The 17,220-nt window shown below is 50.1% G+C and carries 15 protein-coding genes; 7 read left to right on the top strand and 8 right to left on the bottom strand.

The genetic code is table 11. The annotated features are described in order from the left end of the window. Positions 1-11: 11 nt before the first annotated feature. The 4 genes from paaD to paaA are packed head-to-tail and all read right to left on the bottom strand — an operon-like array spanning position 12 to position 2,566. Positions 12-521 carry a 1,2-phenylacetyl-CoA epoxidase subunit PaaD gene (paaD, locus tag K9N75_RS05545; RefSeq protein ID WP_039187249.1) on the bottom strand — a complete coding sequence of 170 codons (510 nt, stop codon included), beginning with the start codon at positions 519-521 and terminating at the stop codon, positions 12-14. Positions 522-548: 27 nt separating this feature from the next. Further along, positions 549-1,310, bottom strand: coding sequence for a 1,2-phenylacetyl-CoA epoxidase subunit PaaC (gene paaC / locus K9N75_RS05550; RefSeq protein ID WP_064574713.1), 762 nt, complete (start codon positions 1,308-1,310; stop codon positions 549-551). Between the two features lie 9 nt (positions 1,311-1,319). Beyond that, positions 1,320-1,607 (bottom strand): 1,2-phenylacetyl-CoA epoxidase subunit PaaB, encoded by a 288-nt coding sequence (gene paaB / locus K9N75_RS05555; protein WP_004847152.1) that lies wholly within the window; start codon positions 1,605-1,607, stop codon positions 1,320-1,322. A gap of 14 nt (positions 1,608-1,621) precedes the next feature. Continuing rightward, positions 1,622-2,566: a 1,2-phenylacetyl-CoA epoxidase subunit PaaA gene (gene paaA / locus K9N75_RS05560; RefSeq protein WP_039187244.1), complete on the bottom strand. Its 945-nt coding sequence runs from the start codon at positions 2,564-2,566 to the stop codon at positions 1,622-1,624. A 319-nt stretch (positions 2,567-2,885) separates the two neighbouring features. Between paaA and paaZ the strand changes: the two genes are divergently transcribed. The 4 genes from paaZ (at position 2,886) to eno (ending at position 9,144) form a co-directional block, all read left to right on the top strand. Continuing rightward, the gene (gene paaZ / locus K9N75_RS05565; RefSeq protein WP_039187242.1) at positions 2,886-4,958 is read left to right on the top strand and encodes a phenylacetic acid degradation bifunctional protein PaaZ; all 2,073 of its coding nucleotides are present in this window, start codon (positions 2,886-2,888) and stop codon (positions 4,956-4,958) included. 71 nt (positions 4,959-5,029) lie between these two features. Then, the gene (mazG, locus tag K9N75_RS05570) at positions 5,030-5,824 is read left to right on the top strand and encodes a nucleoside triphosphate pyrophosphohydrolase (RefSeq protein WP_020303890.1); all 795 of its coding nucleotides are present in this window, start codon (positions 5,030-5,032) and stop codon (positions 5,822-5,824) included. A 294-nt stretch (positions 5,825-6,118) separates the two neighbouring features. Next, positions 6,119-7,756 (top strand): glutamine hydrolyzing CTP synthase, encoded by a 1,638-nt coding sequence (pyrG, locus tag K9N75_RS05575; RefSeq protein WP_004847142.1) that lies wholly within the window; start codon positions 6,119-6,121, stop codon positions 7,754-7,756. 83 nt (positions 7,757-7,839) lie between these two features. Continuing rightward, positions 7,840-9,144 carry a phosphopyruvate hydratase gene (eno, locus tag K9N75_RS05580; RefSeq protein WP_008812661.1) on the top strand — a complete coding sequence of 435 codons (1,305 nt, stop codon included), beginning with the start codon at positions 7,840-7,842 and terminating at the stop codon, positions 9,142-9,144. Positions 9,145-9,267: 123 nt separating this feature from the next. Here eno and K9N75_RS05585 read toward each other — a convergent pair whose 3' ends face one another. Continuing rightward, complete coding sequence (locus K9N75_RS05585; RefSeq protein WP_004847134.1) at positions 9,268-9,495, bottom strand: HP1242/YdcH family protein; 228 nt, start codon at positions 9,493-9,495, stop codon at positions 9,268-9,270. Positions 9,496-9,848: 353 nt separating this feature from the next. Between K9N75_RS05585 and K9N75_RS05590 the strand changes: the two genes are divergently transcribed. The 3 genes from K9N75_RS05590 (at position 9,849) to K9N75_RS05600 (ending at position 12,199) form a co-directional block, all read left to right on the top strand. Further along, positions 9,849-10,619 carry a basic amino acid ABC transporter substrate-binding protein gene (locus K9N75_RS05590; RefSeq protein ID WP_061060320.1) on the top strand — a complete coding sequence of 257 codons (771 nt, stop codon included), beginning with the start codon at positions 9,849-9,851 and terminating at the stop codon, positions 10,617-10,619. Positions 10,620-10,725: 106 nt separating this feature from the next. Next, a complete protein-coding gene (locus K9N75_RS05595; protein WP_008812664.1) occupies positions 10,726-11,490 on the top strand; it encodes an amino acid ABC transporter permease in 765 nt (254 codons plus the stop codon). Next, positions 11,477-12,199 (top strand): amino acid ABC transporter ATP-binding protein, encoded by a 723-nt coding sequence (locus K9N75_RS05600; RefSeq protein WP_008812665.1) that lies wholly within the window; start codon positions 11,477-11,479, stop codon positions 12,197-12,199. The genes K9N75_RS05595 and K9N75_RS05600 overlap by 14 nt, the downstream gene beginning before the upstream one ends. A 50-nt stretch (positions 12,200-12,249) precedes the next feature. Here K9N75_RS05600 and hutT read toward each other — a convergent pair whose 3' ends face one another. From hutT to hutU, 3 genes are all read right to left on the bottom strand, one after another. Further along, positions 12,250-13,683 (bottom strand): L-histidine transporter HutT, encoded by a 1,434-nt coding sequence (hutT, locus tag K9N75_RS05605; RefSeq protein WP_224452305.1) that lies wholly within the window; start codon positions 13,681-13,683, stop codon positions 12,250-12,252. 164 nt (positions 13,684-13,847) lie between these two features. Next, positions 13,848-15,383, bottom strand: a complete 1,536-nt coding sequence (gene hutH, locus K9N75_RS05610) for a histidine ammonia-lyase (protein ID WP_004847121.1) — start codon at positions 15,381-15,383, stop codon at positions 13,848-13,850. Beyond that, entirely contained in the window at positions 15,383-17,071 is a 1,689-nt protein-coding gene (hutU, locus tag K9N75_RS05615) for a urocanate hydratase (protein ID WP_061060318.1), read from the bottom strand. Before hutU ends, hutH begins: the two co-directional genes overlap by 1 nt. Positions 17,072-17,220 lie beyond the last annotated feature (149 nt).

The raw sequence follows: 17,220 nt of genomic DNA on the forward strand, positions 1-17,220 counted from the left end.
TTATCGACCTCTTAAATACATTTGAAGTAATCGAACGGTTCAAGACACTGCTTGCAGCGGTATAAGGCTTTGCAGGCGGTAGAACCAAATTCGCTGACCTTCTGAGTGTCGTGACTGCCGCAGCGAGGACATTGAACCGTTTCGGTAGATAACGGTTTTTCACAGATCAGCCCTTGCGGCGGCGCAACGCCATATTCCCGCAGCCGATTTTTGGCTTCGGCGTTCATCCAGTCGGTGGTCCATGCTGGCGTCAGACAGATTTCAACCTTGACTGGCGAAAAGCCCGCCTCGGTCAGCGTTTCTTGAATTGCGCTAATTAAAAACTCGGTCGCGGGGCAGCCGGAATAGGTCGGGGTAAAGGTCACCAGCCAGCCCTTTTTTAAAGGCGTAACGCCGCGCACCATGCCGAGATCGGTGATCGAGAGCACTGGTAGCTCGGGATCGCTGATCGCGTGTAGGCATTGCCAGATCTGATGGATCTCTGGCGATTGCAGGTTTTCGAGTGGCTGACGTAGTTCCATGATGTTCTCCTATTCACCGCCAATGGATCACCAGCGACAATCGGGGTAGGCGCGTTGCAGAAACTGCATCTCGGCCAGCATGTATCCCAGATGTTCGGTGTGTTTCCCTTGCTTACCGCCACGTCGGTATGGCGCTTCTTCTGGGAGATGTAGCGTCGCTTCTTGCAGGGTTTGTTGTACGATCTGTAGCCACGGCGCGTGCAAACTCGCGGGATCAACGGCGATGCCCTGTTCGGCAAGTTGCAGCTCAAGTTCATCACTGAAAAACAGCTCGCCGGTGAAACGCCATAGCGCGTTAATGGCCTGCTGCATTTTTTGTTGGCTGAGTTCGGTACCATCGCCTAAGCGAATCATCCAGCCGCGGCTAAAGCGCAGGTGGTACTCCGCCTCTTTCAGCGACTTAGCGCTAATAGCCGCCAAGCGAGGATCGTGACTTTGGCTCAGCCCCTGATGCAGGAGGAAATGGTAGGTGTCGAGAAAAAACTGGCGTACCAACGTGTCGTTAAAACCGCCATTAGGCTGTTCAGCCAGTAGCAGATTTCGATACTCCAGATCGTCTCGGCCAAATGCCAAGCGATCTTCGTCGATATCCTCACCGGATAATTCCGCGGCGTAGCTGTAAAAATTGCGGGCCTGCCCGAGAAGATCTAGCCCAATGTTAGAAAGGGCTAAGTCAATCTCTAGCTCAGGCGCATGGCCGCACCAGGCGCATAGACGCTGAGCTAAAATCAGCGGTGTATCGGCCTGCCGCAGTACGTATTGAATGAGATCTTGATTCGAATGAGTCATGCTGGCGCCTTACATATTTTTGATGCCGTCAGGGATGGTATAGAAGGTCGGATGGCGATAGATCTTGTCGTCAGACGGATCAAAAAATGCAGCACGGTCTTCCGGCTGCGATGCCACTAAATGCTCTGATTTCACCACCCAGATTGAGCAGCCTTCGTTGCGTCGGGTGTAGGCGTCACGTGCGTTTTCCAACGCCATCTGATCGTCTGCGGCATGCAGACTGCCAACGTGACGATGCGCCAATCCCTGCTTGCTGCGGACAAATACTTCGTAAAGTGGCCAGTGTGCTTGATTCATGTTGCGTTCCTTGTTTATGCCGCCGTGGTATTGATGGCGGACTTTTCCGCATGAACTATTGCGGCTTCGCGTACCCAACTGCCTTCTTCCCACGCTCGACGTTTAGCGCTAAGACGCTCGTAGTTGCAGATACCTTGACCTTTGAGAACCTGATAGAACTCGCTCCAGTCGATTTCACCAAAGCGGTAGTGGCCGGTGGCTTCGTCCCAACACAGATCGTTATCTGGCGCGGTCATGCCAAGCGCTTCGAGTTGAGGCACGGTGTTATCCACGAATTTTTGGCGTAGCTCATCGTTGCTGTGGCGTTTGATTTTCCAAGCCATGCTTTGCGCACTGTGTGGGGAGTCGCTGTCGTTGGGGCCGAACATCATAAGCACTGGCCACCAAAAGCGGTTGATGGAGTCTTGCAACATGGCGCGCTGTTCTGCGCTACCATTGGCCAGCACGGTCACGGCTTCGTAACCTTGGCGTTGGTGGAAGCTCTCCTCTTTACACACTTTGATCATGGCGCGGGCGTAAGGGCCATAGGATGCTCGGCACAGTGCGACCTGATTGACGATAGCGGCGCCATCAACCAGCCAGCCAATCACACCGACGTCGGCCCAGCTTGGCGTTGGGTAGTTGAAGATAGAGGAGTATTTCATTTTGCCATCGAGCATCTTTTGGTAGATGTCCTGACGTGAACAGCCGAGAGTTTCAGCCGCGCTGTACAGGTATAAACCGTGTCCTGCTTCATCCTGTACTTTTGCCAGCAGTACTGCTTTACGGCGCAAACTGGGGGCACGAGTGATCCAGTTGGCTTCGGGCAGCATGCCGATAACTTCGGAATGCGCATGCTGTCCGATTTGGCGGATCAGGTTTTGTCGATAGGCATCAGGCATCCAATCTTTGGCTTCTATCGACGTATCAGCGGCAATTTTTTCATCGAAAAGAGCCTGATGTTGGGCGTTATGGGTCATTACGTCCTCACTTAATGATTCAAATATTTTTTATGTTAAGTTAAATTGCGAATCACTTTTAATAACTCAAAAGCTACATCCCGATAACACAAAGATCAAACATCTATTTTTGCTATTTGTCGTACAGCTCACAGGGTGTTTATTTTTGTTATTAAATAACAATGTCTTATTTTTATTATTTGGTGTGTGAATGATTAAGGCATATGGCTTTGAATATGGATTGTTTCTGTTTTGTTAAAATAATGACTGGCAAATAGCTAAAATGATGTGATACATCTACGTTAACAAATATGCCTTAAAGTGAAGCTTGGAGGGTGGGATGCAGCAGTTAACCAGTTATATTTCAGGTGCCTGGGTTTACGGACAGGGGAAAGAGCGCGCGATCCAGCATGCTGTGAGTGGCACAACGTTGTATCAGGTGTGTTCGGATGGATTGCCTCTGAAAGACAGCCTGAACTATGCCCGTCAGATCGGCGGCAAAGCGCTGTCTGCGATGACGTTCCAGCAGCGTGCTCAAATGATGAAGGCGATCGCAAAACACCTGTTAGCCAACAAAGAATCGCTGTATCAAATATCGGCTGAAACAGGGGCCACGCGCGCTGATGGTTGGGTAGATATCGAAGGTGGGATTGCTACGCTGTTTGCCTATGCAGGTTTAGCTGGGCGTGAACTTCCAGACGATACTCTGTGGCCTGAAGACGAACTCATTCCCCTGTCTAAACAGTCTCAATTTGCGGCTCGTCATGTTCTCACTTCACGTCCAGGCGTGGCACTGCATATCAACGCATTTAATTTTCCTTGTTGGGGAATGCTAGAAAAATTGGCTCCGACGTGGTTAGCGGGAATGCCGGCGATTATTAAACCAGCCACGGCATCGGCGCAGCTGACACAGGCGATGGTTAAACTGATTATTGACAGTGGGTTGGTGCCAGAGGGCGCAATACAGCTGATCTGTGGAGGTATTGGCGATATTTTCGAGCATCTTGATTATCATGATGCGGTGACTTTCACCGGCTCTGCGCAGACGGGAAAGAAGTTGCGTTCACATCCTCGATTGCTCGAAAAATCAATCGCTTTCACCATGGAGGCAGATTCGCTTAACTGCTGCATTTTAGGCGAAGATGTCACGCCAGATATGCCAGAGTTCGCCATTTTTATTAAAGAAGTGGTGCGAGAGATGACCACTAAAGCGGGGCAGAAGTGTACCGCTATTCGCCGCGTTATCGTCCCAGCAGCACAAATGGAAGCCGTACAACACGCATTGCTTAAGCGCCTGAGTGGCGTGACCGTGGGCGATCCGGCTAACCCAGAGGTGCGCATGGGGGCGCTGATTAACCTTGAACAGCGTGACGATGTGCAGGAAAAGGTTGATGACCTCCTGCATAACGGCTGTGAGCCGCTGTGCGGTGGCTCGCTTTCAGCTCTAAAACTGACTGGAACCGGTGCGGAAAATGGCGCCTTTTATCCACCAACCCTGCTTTACTGTGCCGATCCTTTTCATCACCTAACGGTGCATGACACTGAGGCATTTGGGCCGGTAGCAACGTTGATGCCTTATCAGAATAGACAACAGGCGATTGAACTAGCGTTGCTCGGGCAGGGGAGTTTGGCCGGATCTCTGGTGACGGCTGATGAACGAATCGCTGCGGAAGTGATCCGCGCTACGGCCTGCGCTCACGGTCGTATGCTGATTTTGGATCGAAACTCGGCGGTGGAGTCAACAGGACACGGTTCGCCATTACCGATGCTGGTACACGGTGGCCCAGGACGTGCGGGCGGTGGCGAAGAGCTCGGTGGTTTGCGAGCGGTAAAACATTATATGCAGCGTACTGCGATCCAAGGCAGCCCAAGCATGTTGGCGTCGATTGGCCGCGAATGGGTTCGCGGTGCTAGCGTGATAGAAGAACAGGTACATCCGTTCCGTAAATATTTTGAACAGTTGTCGATTGGTGAAAGTCTGCTGACTGCGCGTCGTACGATTACTGAAGCGGATATCGTTAACTTTGGCTGCCTGAGCGGTGACCATTTTTACGCACATATGGATAAAATCGGTGCCGCAGAATCGCTATTTGGTGAGCGCGTAGCGCACGGATATTTTGTGGTTTCGGCTGCCGCTGGGTTATTTGTCGATCCGGGAGTGGGGCCGGTGATTGCTAACTACGGCATGGAAAACCTGCGCTTTATCGAACCTGTTAAAATCGGCGATACCATTCAGGTGCGATTAACCTGTAAGAAAAAAATCAAAAAAGTACAAAAAACGGCTGAAGACAAACCGCACGGCGTGGTGGTGTGGGATGTGCAGGTACTGAATCAGCATCAGCAACCGGTGGCGCTCTATAGCATTTTAACTCTGGTAGCGCGCCAAAACGGTGACTTTATCCCTTCAGCTTAAGTCCGTAAGATAGTCAGCACAGAAACCGCCGCATTGTGTGGCGGTTATTTATTCGACCTGAGAGCTGCACTATGACTTCTTCCCCGATGCAACGCCTGCTAACTATCATGCAAACCCTGCGCGACCCTGAGCGTGGCTGCCCGTGGGATCAGAAGCAAACTTTTGCCACTATTGCGCCTTATACACTGGAAGAAACTTACGAAGTGCTTGATGCGATTCAGCGTGAAGATTTCAAAGACTTACGTGAAGAGCTAGGCGACCTGTTATTCCAAGTGGTGTTTTATGCTCAAATGGGGCAGGAGCAAGGGCTATTTAATTTTGACGACGTCTGCAACGCAATCAGCGACAAGCTGGAGCGCCGTCATCCACATGTGTTTGCCACTGAGCATCATGAGAGCGCGGAAGCCTCTTTGGCGCGTTGGGAACAGCGTAAGGCAGAAGAGCGGGCAGAAAAAGATCTCAGCTCTTCCATGGATGATATTCCTAACGCGTTACCTGCGCTGATGAAGGCCTACAAAATCCAAAAACGCTGCGCTGCCGTAGGATTCGATTGGGATACCTTAGGGCCTGTGCTGGACAAAGTGTATGAAGAAATCGACGAGGTGATGGATGAGGCACAGCAGGCGGTTGTGGACGAAGAAAAATTGGGTGAGGAAATTGGCGATCTGTTGTTTGCTACGGTGAATCTTTCTCGTCACTTAGGTCATAAGGCTGAAAATGCTTTGCAGGCCGCAAACCGTAAGTTTGAACGCCGCTTCCGCGCCGTTGAGGATGCGGTTCGAGCTTCAGGTAAAACCATGGAGGAAGCGACGCTGGATGAAATGGAAGCACATTGGCAGCAGGTGAAAAAGGCTGAAGCTAAATAGCTAAAAATTTGTTTCTGAGCTGAACGAATCAGCCGTATAGCGGTAGATTTGTTCAGTGTGAGTTGTTATGCGTTTTAACAAATTTCGCCTGATATCGCCCGTTTATTGGTTTTTTTTGCCAATGAAAATTTTATCCGATTGTAATTAAACGAATAAATCAATTTAGTCATACCTTTTACCCCAAACAAATATGACTTAGGTGCGGAGATCGTTTGTGGCAAATGAAAGGTTCGGGTATACTACTGTCCCGTCTTGGTTCTTCCATCGTCTTTAAACCTAACTCTCAGGTTCAGCATGACAACTAATTATATTTTTGTGACCGGCGGGGTTGTATCCTCTCTGGGTAAAGGCATTGCCGCAGCCTCCCTGGCGGCTATTCTTGAAGCCCGTGGCCTCAACGTAAGCATGATGAAACTGGATCCGTATATCAACGTCGATCCGGGCACCATGAGCCCTATCCAGCACGGGGAAGTTTTCGTAACCGAAGACGGCGCAGAAACCGATCTGGACTTAGGTCATTACGAACGTTTCATCCGTACCAAAATGTCCCGCCGCAATAACTTTACTACTGGTCGCATCTACTCTGATGTGCTGCGTAAAGAGCGTCGTGGTGACTATCTGGGCGCGACCGTTCAGGTTATTCCTCATATCACTAATGCAATCAAAGAACGCATCCTTGAAGGTGGCGAAGGTCACGATGTGGTTTTGGTTGAAATCGGCGGTACCGTCGGTGATATCGAATCCTTGCCATTCCTCGAAGCTATTCGCCAGATGGCGGTAGAAGTAGGTCGCGAGCACACCATGTATATGCACCTGACTCTGGTGCCTTATATGGCTGCGGCTGGCGAAGTGAAAACCAAGCCTACACAGCACTCTGTTAAAGAGCTTCTGTCTATCGGTATTCAGCCAGACGTACTGATTTGCCGTTCAGATCGTGCTGTTCCTGCGAATGAACGCGCAAAAATTGCGCTATTCTGTAACGTTCCTGAGAAAGCCGTTATTTCTCTAAAAGACGTTGATTCTATTTATAAAATTCCAGGCCTCTTGAAATCTCAGGGACTTGATGATTACATTTGTAAACGATTCAGCTTAAACTGTCCGGAAGCAAATCTGGCAGAATGGGAACAGGTGATTTACGAAGAAGCCAATCCTGGTGGTGAAGTAACCATTGGTATGGTCGGTAAATACATCGAATTGCCGGATGCTTATAAGTCAGTCATCGAAGCGTTGAAGCACGGTGGACTGAAAAATCGCGTGACCGTGAATATCAAGCTGATCGACTCGCAAGATGTTGAGACCAAAGGCGTTGAACTGCTGAAAGGTCTGGATGCGATTCTGGTACCGGGCGGCTTCGGCTACCGTGGTATCGAGGGTAAAATCGCCACTGCACGCTATGCACGTGAAAATAACATTCCATATCTGGGCATTTGTCTGGGTATGCAGGTTGCCCTGATGGAGTTTGCCCGTAACGTGGCAGGCATGCCTGATGCGAACTCTACCGAGTTTGTACCAGACTGCAAATATCCGGTTGTTGCGCTGATTTCAGAATGGCGTGACGAAGAAGGCAACGTTGAAGTACGTACAGAAGAAAGTGACTTGGGTGGCACGATGCGTCTGGGTGGACAACAATGTAATCTGGTCGAAGGCAGTTTAGTTCGTCAGATGTATGGTTCACCGACAATTGTAGAACGTCATCGCCATCGCTATGAAGTAAACAATATGCTGTTGAAACAGATTGAAGATGCGGGTCTACGTGTGACCGGTCGCTCTGCTGATAACAAGCTGGTGGAGATTATCGAGTTGCCAAACCATCCGTGGTTTGTGGCCTCTCAGTTCCACCCAGAGTTTACTTCTACGCCGCGTGATGGACATCCGTTGTTCGCAGGTTTTGTTAAAGCGGCCGGTGAGTACCAGAAGCGTCAGGCAAAATAAGTGAATATACTGGTGGGCGCGGAACATGGGTTCCGCGCCTGTCGTCTGGAGTTTTTAGTTTAACTTGTATCGAGGAAAACCTAATGTCCAAAATCGTTAAAGTCATTGGTCGCGAAATCATCGACTCACGCGGAAACCCAACTGTAGAAGCTGAAGTTCATCTGGAAGGCGGCTTTGTAGGTATGGCTGCTGCACCATCAGGTGCTTCAACAGGTTCCCGTGAAGCGCTGGAACTGCGTGACGGTGACAAATCCCGTTTCATGGGTAAAGGCGTACTGAAAGCCGTTGCCGCTGTAAACGGCCCAATCGCTCAGGCGGTTATGGGTAAAGATGCGAAAGACCAGGCTAACATCGATAAGATCATGATCGATCTTGATGGTACAGAAAACAAATCCAAGTTTGGTGCTAACGCCATTCTGGCTGTTTCTCTGGCTGCTGCTAAAGCTGCTGCTGCCTCTAAAGGCCTGCCGCTGTATGCGCACATCGCTGAACTGAACGGCACTCCAGGCAAATATTCTATGCCTCTGCCTATGATGAACATCATCAACGGTGGCGAACATGCCGACAACAACGTCGACATTCAGGAATTCATGATCCAGCCTGTTGGCGCTAAAACTCTGAAAGAAGCGGTTCGCATCGGTTCTGAAGTGTTCCACAACCTGGCTAAAGTGCTGAAGTCTAAAGGCATGAACACTGCTGTTGGTGACGAAGGTGGCTATGCGCCAAACCTGGGCTCTAACGCAGAAGCTCTGGCTGTTATCGCTGAAGCGGTTAAAGCTGCAGGTTACGAGCTGGGTAAAGACGTTACTCTGGCTATGGACTGTGCTGCTTCTGAATTCTACAAAGACGGTAAATACGTTCTGGCTGGCGAAGGCAACAAAGCTTTCACTTCTGAAGAGTTCACCCACTTCCTGGAAGAACTGACCAAACAGTACCCAATCGTTTCTATCGAAGACGGTCTGGACGAATCTGATTGGACTGGCTTCAAATACCAGACCGACGTTCTGGGTAACAAAATCCAGTTGGTCGGTGATGACCTGTTTGTAACCAACACCAAGATCCTGAAAGAAGGTATCGAAAAAGGTGTTGCTAACTCTATCCTGATTAAATTCAACCAGATTGGTTCTTTGACCGAAACTCTGGCTGCAATCAAAATGGCTAAAGATGCGGGTTACACTGCCGTTATCTCTCACCGTTCAGGTGAAACTGAAGATGCTACCATTGCTGACCTGGCTGTTGGTACCGCTGCAGGCCAGATCAAAACAGGTTCTATGAGCCGTTCTGACCGTGTTGCTAAGTACAACCAGCTGATTCGTATCGAAGAAGCTCTGGCTGCTGCCGGTACTCCAGCTCCGTTCAACGGTCTGAAAGAAGTTAAAGGCCAGTAATTCGTTACTGAGCACTAAGCTTCATGAAAAAACCCGCCAATTGGCGGGTTTTTTCTATTCTGCGTAAATAAAGTGTCTGCGTAAAACAAAGTGTTTGCGCCAATAAAGCCGCTTGGGTTGCTATCAGGTTGTCGCTTCGTCTTCATACGATTTCAGGATTTGATAGAGCTCATCTTTTAATCTGAGCTTTTCCCTCTTCATGCTTGCAATTTGCTCATTGAACGGCGCTCTTGGCTGGTTCTCGGCCCTTCGAATGGTATGATCCAATTGGTTATGCTCATGAAAGAGCGTGGCAAAACGGACGTCTTCTGTTTTCAGTCTTGAGATGAGATCTCGATACTCTGGGAACATATGCACTCCTTTTTGTCAAAACCTAGTATGACTATGCCACAAAAAATCTGTTTATTTTGCAATCGATCTCTCAAGATGTTCGATAAAGCGTAAAGTTATGTCTGGATCCCAGCCTTGAAAGAGGAGCCTGAAATTCCTCTAATCCGAATAAAACGTGGTTAACTTACTCCCGCGTGAAATCTCCTTCTGTTATACAAACTCTCTGCAACAGCCAATGCTTAAATGTGACCAATGACTGAATTTTTATTCTAATGGTTTGGTTTTATGCCTAATGGTATTGAGTTGGTATGCTTTGTTGTGTATTTTTATGCATTAAAACTGCATAAATAAAAAACTAACATCAGGGGACAGACATGTTGAAGAAGATGATATTGGCCGGATGCTTTGCAGCGGCAATGGTGAGCGGCATGACAATGGCGGCACAACAGACTTATGTTGTGGGTTCCGGTGGCACCTACCGTCCGTTCGAGTTTGAAAATAGCCAAAAGCAGCTGGAAGGTTTTGATATCGATATCATCAAAGCGATCGCTAAAGCTGAAAATTTTGATATCAAACTGGTTAACACGCCATGGGAAGGCATTTTTGCCACTTTGAGCTCAGGTGACCGCGACATCATTATTTCCGGTATCACTATTACAGACAAACGTCAGAAAATGGTTGATTTTTCTACGCCATATTTCCCTGCTGAGCAGTCTATTGTGGTGCCTAGCGGCTCTAAGGTGGATTCAGTGAATGCGCTAAAAGGGCAGAAAGTTGGGGTGGTGAATTCTAGCACCGGCGATATCGTGGTATCCGATGTATTGGGAAAAAATAGTACAGATATCAAACGGTTTGATAATACGCCGCTGATGTTGCAGGAACTGTATGAAGACGGTTTGGGTGCTGCCGTGGGGGATGTAGGCGTGGTGAAATACTACATTAAGAACCATCCAGAGAAAGAGTTTAAATTGGTGCCCGATAGCAAATTTGAACGCCAGTATTTTGGTATTGCTGTAGCAAAAGGGAATCAGGAGCTGTTAGGCAAAATTAACGCTGGCCTGCAAAAAATCGTTGCCGATGGTACTTACGCCAAAATCTATACCCAGTGGTTTGATGCTAACGTTCCCGTTCTTCCTACCAAATAAACCGCTTGTGTTGCGCTCATCAACGGGCGCAACAGCCTTCCACGATAAACAGGATTGTTGTGACTGTTGTAATAAATAAAAAAGCTGCAATGAACAGGAAAGCTGTATGACCGGATTCCGTTGGGAAATCATTCAGGAATATGCCCCGCTGTTTGCTGAAGGCGCGTGGATGACCATCAAATGCACGATTATATGCGTGATTTTAGGGACGCTGTGGGGGCTCACGTTAGGTTTAGGGCGGATGGCAAAGGCAGAAAACGGCCCGTGGCGCATCGTGCTGCGTTATTTTGTGCAGTGGCCAGTACGCGTCTACGTAAGTGCTTTCCGTGGCACCCCGTTGTTTGTGCAAATTATGGTGGTGCATTTTGCACTGGTTCCGCTGTTGATAAACCCTCGTGACGGCGTATTGGTTACCAGCGGGCTGATGTCGGCTGATTTCGCCCGTATGCTACGTTCAGATTACGGCGCGTTTCTCTCTTGTATTGTGGCGATCACACTCAATGCAGGCGCGTATGTATCAGAAATATTCCGTGCAGGGATACAGTCAATCGATCACGGACAGATGGAGGCATCTCGTGCACTAGGAATGAGCTGGGGCAAAACCATGCGCAAAGTGATTTTGCCGCAGGCGTTCCGACGCATTCTGCCACCGCTAGGCAACAACGCGATTGCGATCGTCAAAGATTCCTCACTGGCATCGGCGATAGGATTAGCTGATTTGGCCTACGCTGCGCGCACGGTCTCTGGTGCCTACGCCACTTATTGGGAACCCTATCTAACAATTTCAGTGATTTACTGGATGCTAACGTTCATCCTGTCGCTGCTGGTGCAACATATGGAAAAGAGGTTGAGCAAAAGTGATTCACGTTGATAACTTGCAGAAACAGTTTGGCGAAACACACGTGCTACGTGGGATTTCCTGTGAGATTAAGCCGCAAGAAGTCGTGTGTATCATTGGTCCGTCAGGCTCGGGAAAAAGTACCTTTTTACGTTGTTTGAATGCGCTAGAGAAGCCTGACGGCGGGGAAGTGTCGGTGAACGGCTTTGACGTTCACAACCCTAAAACCAATTTGAATAAAATGCGCGAAAGCGTAGGCATGGTGTTTCAGCGTTTTAACCTATTTCCACACATGACAGTGTTGGATAACCTGATTATGGCGCCGATGTCGGTAAAAGGGATGTCTCGCGCCGATGCGCTAAAACGTGCAGAAATTTTGCTGGATAAAGTGGGTTTGCTCGACAAAATTGATGCGTGGCCTGCGAGTTTGTCCGGTGGACAGCAGCAGCGAGTGGCTATCGCCCGTTCAATGGCGATGGATCCTTCTATTATTCTCTTTGATGAACCCACGTCTGCGCTCGATCCTGAATTGGTTGGCGAAGTGCTGGAAGTGATGAAAAAACTGGCGCAGGAAGGGATGACAATGGTGATTGTGACGCATGAAATGGGGTTTGCCCGTGAAGTGGCCGATCGCGTAGTGTTCATTGATCAAGGCATTATTCAGGAGCAGGGCACGCCGGAACAAATCTTCACTGCGCCACAAAACCCACGCACGGCGGCATTTTTGAGTAAGGTGCTGTAGCGCGATCGTGAATTTCGCCTCCTCCTGTATAAGAGGAGGCGTGAATAGCCTTAGATTTCCGTCTCGGTTTCAGTGGTAAAATTGTTCAACTCAGCATTTTTGGGCTTTCTCACCCACATCCACCATGCCAGTGTCAGAAATGCCATCCACACCACGCCGACGGCGAGAGCGACTCGGCTATCTTCAAAGTACCCTAGCAACGCGATGACAAATGCCATGAACGCGATGGTCAGCGCTGGAGCTAACGGCCAAAATGGGACGGGGAATTTCAGCGTTGCGGCTTCTTCTTTACTCATTTGGCGGCGCATAGCGACCTGAGACAGCAGGATCATCAGCCAGACCCAAACGGTGGCAAAAGTCGCGATTGAGGCGATGATCAGGAATACTTTCTCAGGGATCAGATAGTTCAGCACCACGCCCGTCAGTAGCGCAATCGCCATCACCAACACTGTCATCCAAGGTACACCGCCCGCGGTGAGTTTGGTAAAGCATTTGGGAGCCTGTCCATCTTGCGCCATGCCGTACATCATACGACCTGCACCGAAAATATCGCTATTAATCGCGGAGATGGCTGCGGTAATGACCACGACGTTGAGGACGTGTGCCGCTGAGCTAATTCCCAGACTTTTGAAAATCTCGACAAATGGACTCCCGTGCTGGCCGATGCTGTTCCACGGATAAATAGCCATTAATACCATCAGGGTAAGCACGTAAAAAAGCAGGATGCGCACGGGTACGGTGTTAATGGCTTTCGGGATCACTTTGGCTGGATCGCGGGCTTCACTGGCGGTTACGCCGATAATCTCGATTCCACCAAAGGCAAACATCACGACCGCTAACGACGCGATAACGCCGGTGATACCGTTCGGCATAAAGCCGCCGTGCTGCCATAGATTGCTAAATCCAGTCGCCTGTTCGTGCTGACCAAAACCAAACATCATGATAGCTGCACCACCAACGATCATGGCCACAATAGCCACCACTTTAATCAGTGACAGCCAAAATTCCATTTCCCCAAACACTTTTACACTGCAAAGGTTTAAAGCGCCGATAAAGCAAACCACGCTTAAAACCCATATCCATTGGGAAACGTCGGGGAACCAGAGCCCCATGTAAATACCGAAGGCGGTAACGTCAGCCATACCGACAATCACCATTTCGAAAGTGTATGTCCAGCCGGTAATAAATCCGGCTAGGGGGCCCAGGTAACGGCTGGCGTAGTGCCCGAAGGAACCTGATACGGGTTGGTGCACCGCCATTTCACCTAGCGCACGCATGACCATAAATACGGCTACCCCCCCCACCAGATAGGCCAGTAGCACCGCGGGGCCCGCAAGCTGAATAGCGCCTGCGGAGCCGTAAAAAAGTCCGGTTCCAATGGCTGAACCAAGGGCAAGAAAACGAATGTGGCGAGCGTTCAGACCACGTTTGAGGTGCGATGGGTTGTGAGGTTGCAAGGCTGATGTTTCATTATTATTTTGCATGTTTTATCCCGTCATATTTTTGTTATGTGGCTGGCAGGTACAGACCACCAACGCAGGGGATAAATTCCCTGCGTGTATTTGTGCAGACGTTTAACCCCGTCACGCGTCAAGAGGTAGGCGTATTGGCTGCATCTTGACGTCGCTTGGGGTGATATAGATAGGGCTTAGGCTTGGCTAGGCAGCAGCGCGGTAGGAATCAGCGCTTTAAGCTGGCCGGAACCTAATAGCTGGCTGGCGGCTTCAATGTCGGGGGCGAAGAAACGATCCTTGTCATAATAAGCCACGCTTTCGCGTAACAGCTGGCGTGCTTGTTCCAGCCGCGGGCTGGTTTTCAAGCCGTTGCGAAAATCTAGCCCTTGGCAGGCTGACAACCATTCAATGGCTAAAATTCCACGTACGTTTTCAGCCATTTCCCACAGGCGGCGGCCAGCAGCCGGAGCCATTGAGACATGATCTTCCTGATTAGCCGATGTTGGCAGGCTATCAACGCTGGATGGGTGCGCCAACGCTTTATTCTCGCTTGCTAAAGCGGCTGCGGTGACCTGTGCAATCATAAAGCCAGAGTTTACGCCGCCGTTGTTGACCAAGAACGGTGGCAACTGTGACATATGTTTGTCCATCATCAGCGATGTGCGACGTTCAGACAGCGCTCCGATTTCAGCTAGCGCCAGCGCCAGATTATCGGCCGCCATTGCAACGGGCTCGGCATGGAAATTACCGCCGGAAACCACGTCATTTTGTTCAGCAAAAACCAACGGATTATCGGAAACCGCGTTGGCCTCAATTTCAAGTACGGCGGCAGCGTGACGGATTTGGGTCAAACAAGCGCCCATGACCTGCGGCTGACAGCGTAATGAGTACGGGTCTTGCACTTTGCCGCAGTTGTGGTGGGAATCAGAAACTTCGCTACGCTCGCCGAGTAGATGGCGGTAGGCGGCTGCGCTGTCTATTTGTCCAATTTGGCCACGTACTTCATGAATACGCGCGTCGAATGGGCTGCGTGAACCTAGCACGGCTTCAACCGTTAATCCGCCGCACACCAGAGCAGAAGCAAACATATCTTCTGCATCGAACAGGCCACGCAGCGCATAAGCGGTAGAAACCTGAGTGCCGTTGAGTAGCGCTAGCCCCTCTTTAGCGGCCAACTGAATGGGCTTCAATCCGGCTTTTTCCAGCGCTTGTGTGGCTGGCAGCCATTCACCTTGGTAACGCGCCTGACCTTCACCCAGCAGAACTAAACTCATATGTGCCAGAGGAGCCAAATCACCGGATGCACCCACCGAGCCTTTCACGGGAATATGTGGATAGACTTCTGCATTGACTAAAGCAATCAAGGCATCCAGAACTTCTTCACGGATCCCTGAAAAGCCGCGCGCTAGGCTGTTGATTTTCATCACCATGATTAAACGTACTACCGCGTCATCGTTGGCACTGCCGACGCCTGCTGCGTGTGAAAGTACAATAGAGCGCTGCAGATTTTCTAAATCACAGGCTTCTATGCGCGTTGACGCAAGCAGACCAAAGCCAGTGTTGATGCCGTAGGCAGTACGTCCTTCAGCAACGATGCGTTCAACGCAGGCGACGCTTTGGCGAATGGGATCGCGAGCGCTGCTATGCAACTGAATATGAACGGGATGATGATAGATCTCACGTAGCTGGCTAAGGGTTATTTTTCCTGGCTGAAGCATTAATTCGTACATTATTTTTTCCCCTGAACGGAGGTAATCATTGGCAGGTTGAGTCCCTGCTCGCGTGCACATTCAATCGCAATCTCATAGCCTGCATCTGCGTGACGCATCACGCCGGTTGCCGGATCGTTATGTAATACTCGGGCAATACGCTCCGCCGCTTCATCAGTACCATCGCATACGATAACCATGCCAGAATGTTGTGAGAAGCCCATACCCACGCCGCCGCCGTGATGCAATGACACCCAAGTCGCGCCGCTGGCGGTGTTCAGCAGGGCGTTCAGTAATGGCCAGTCAGAAACCGCATCAGAACCGTCCTGCATGGATTCGGTTTCGCGATTTGGGCTGGCGACTGAGCCGGAGTCCAAGTGGTCACGACCAATCACGATTGGGGCTGACAGTGCGCCGCTGCGAACCATTTCGTTGAATGCAAGACCCAGTTTGGCGCGTTGGCCAAGGCCAACCCAGCAGATACGTGCTGGTAATCCTTGGAAATGAATCCGCTCGCGTGCCATATCCAGCCAATGGTGCAGGTGCTCATCATCAGGAATGAGTTCTTTCACCATAGCATCGGTTTTATAGATGTCTTCTGGGTTGCCTGATAGCGCAGCCCAACGGAACGGGCCTACGCCGCGGCAGAATAGAGGGCGAATATAGGCTGGAACAAAACCCGGGAAATCAAAGGCATTGGCGACGCCCATCTCTTTTGCCATCTGGCGAATGTTGTTGCCGTAGTCGAAAGTTGGAATGCCCATTTTCTGGAATGCCAGCATCGCAACCACGTGCTCTGCCATAGATTCCTTAGCGGCGTTAACCACTAATGCAGGCTCGCTTTGTGCGCGTTCGCGGTACTCTTCCCATGTCCAACCTTTTGGCAGATAGCCGTTTAACGGATCGTGTGCGCTGGTTTGATCGGTCACCATATCTGGGTGTATGCCACGGCGAACTAGTTCAGGCAGAATTTCGGCTGCGTTACCGCACAGCGCGATAGAGATCGCTTTACCTGCCTCGGTGTATCGCGTGATGCGGGCCAATGCATCATCCAAATTCGTGGCTTGCTCATCGACATAGCCGGTTTTGAGACGGAAATCGATACGGCTTTGCTGGCATTCAATATTCAGCGAAGTGAGACCCGCCATTGTCGCAGCCAGTGGTTGTGCCCCGCCCATACCGCCTAAACCCGCAGTAAGCACCCAGCGTCCTGTCAGATCGCCATTGTAATGCTGACGTCCAGCTTCAACGAAAGTCTCATAGGTACCTTGTACGATGCCTTGGCTGCCGATGTATATCCAACTTCCGGCGGTCATCTGGCCATACATGGCTAAGCCTTTGGCGTCGAGCTCGTTAAAGTGTTCCCATGTTGCCCAGTGCGGTACCAGATTGGAGTTGGCAATCAGTACACGCGGTGCATTGCTGTGGGTTTTAAATACGCCGACCGGCTTACCAGACTGGACTAGCAGAGTCTCGTCATCGTTCAAATTTTTGAGTGATTCGACAATTTTGTCGTAGCACTCCCAGTTGCGGGCCGCTCGACCAATGCCGCCATAAACTACTAATTCATGGGGATTTTCAGCTACATCGGGGTCAAGATTGTTCATCAGCATGCGCAGAGGGGCTTCGGTTTGCCAGCTCTTGGCATTCAGTTGAGTACCACGCGGAGCGCGGATATCGATTTCACGCAGTCGGTTTGGGAGAGTCACTTTTATTTTCCTTTCGCGTTATCAGTTCAGATATCAGGGGGTGCAAGTTAACTAGTGTTTAACAAAAGCTGTTATTGATTAACATATACTTGTATAGACAAGTATATGCAAATGGATTTTAAGGGGCAGATGAAACGGTATCAGTGAGC

Origin of the sequence: Hafnia paralvei, assembly GCF_020150375.1 — a bacterium.
Taxonomy (GTDB): Bacteria; Pseudomonadota; Gammaproteobacteria; order Enterobacterales; family Enterobacteriaceae; genus Hafnia; species Hafnia paralvei.

Bases quoted from the DNA above. Each gene is read 5' to 3' on its own strand.
- paaD (WP_039187249.1), bottom strand. From the start codon at position 521: ATGGAACTACGTCAGCCACTCGAAAACCTGCAATCGCCAGAGATCCAT.
- paaC (WP_064574713.1), bottom strand. From the start codon at position 1,310: ATGACTCATTCGAATCAAGATCTCATTCAATACGTACTGCGGCAGGCC.
- paaB (WP_004847152.1), bottom strand. From the start codon at position 1,607: ATGAATCAAGCACACTGGCCACTTTACGAAGTATTTGTCCGCAGCAAG.
- paaA (WP_039187244.1), bottom strand. From the start codon at position 2,566: ATGACCCATAACGCCCAACATCAGGCTCTTTTCGATGAAAAAATTGCC.
- paaZ (WP_039187242.1), top strand. From the start codon at position 2,886: ATGCAGCAGTTAACCAGTTATATTTCAGGTGCCTGGGTTTACGGACAG.
- mazG (WP_020303890.1), top strand. From the start codon at position 5,030: ATGACTTCTTCCCCGATGCAACGCCTGCTAACTATCATGCAAACCCTG.
- pyrG (WP_004847142.1), top strand. From the start codon at position 6,119: ATGACAACTAATTATATTTTTGTGACCGGCGGGGTTGTATCCTCTCTG.
- eno (WP_008812661.1), top strand. From the start codon at position 7,840: ATGTCCAAAATCGTTAAAGTCATTGGTCGCGAAATCATCGACTCACGC.
- K9N75_RS05585 (WP_004847134.1), bottom strand. From the start codon at position 9,495: ATGTTCCCAGAGTATCGAGATCTCATCTCAAGACTGAAAACAGAAGAC.
- K9N75_RS05590 (WP_061060320.1), top strand. From the start codon at position 9,849: ATGTTGAAGAAGATGATATTGGCCGGATGCTTTGCAGCGGCAATGGTG.
- K9N75_RS05595 (WP_008812664.1), top strand. From the start codon at position 10,726: ATGACCGGATTCCGTTGGGAAATCATTCAGGAATATGCCCCGCTGTTT.
- hutT (WP_224452305.1), bottom strand. From the start codon at position 13,683: ATGCAAAATAATAATGAAACATCAGCCTTGCAACCTCACAACCCATCG.
- hutH (WP_004847121.1), bottom strand. From the start codon at position 15,383: ATGTACGAATTAATGCTTCAGCCAGGAAAAATAACCCTTAGCCAGCTA.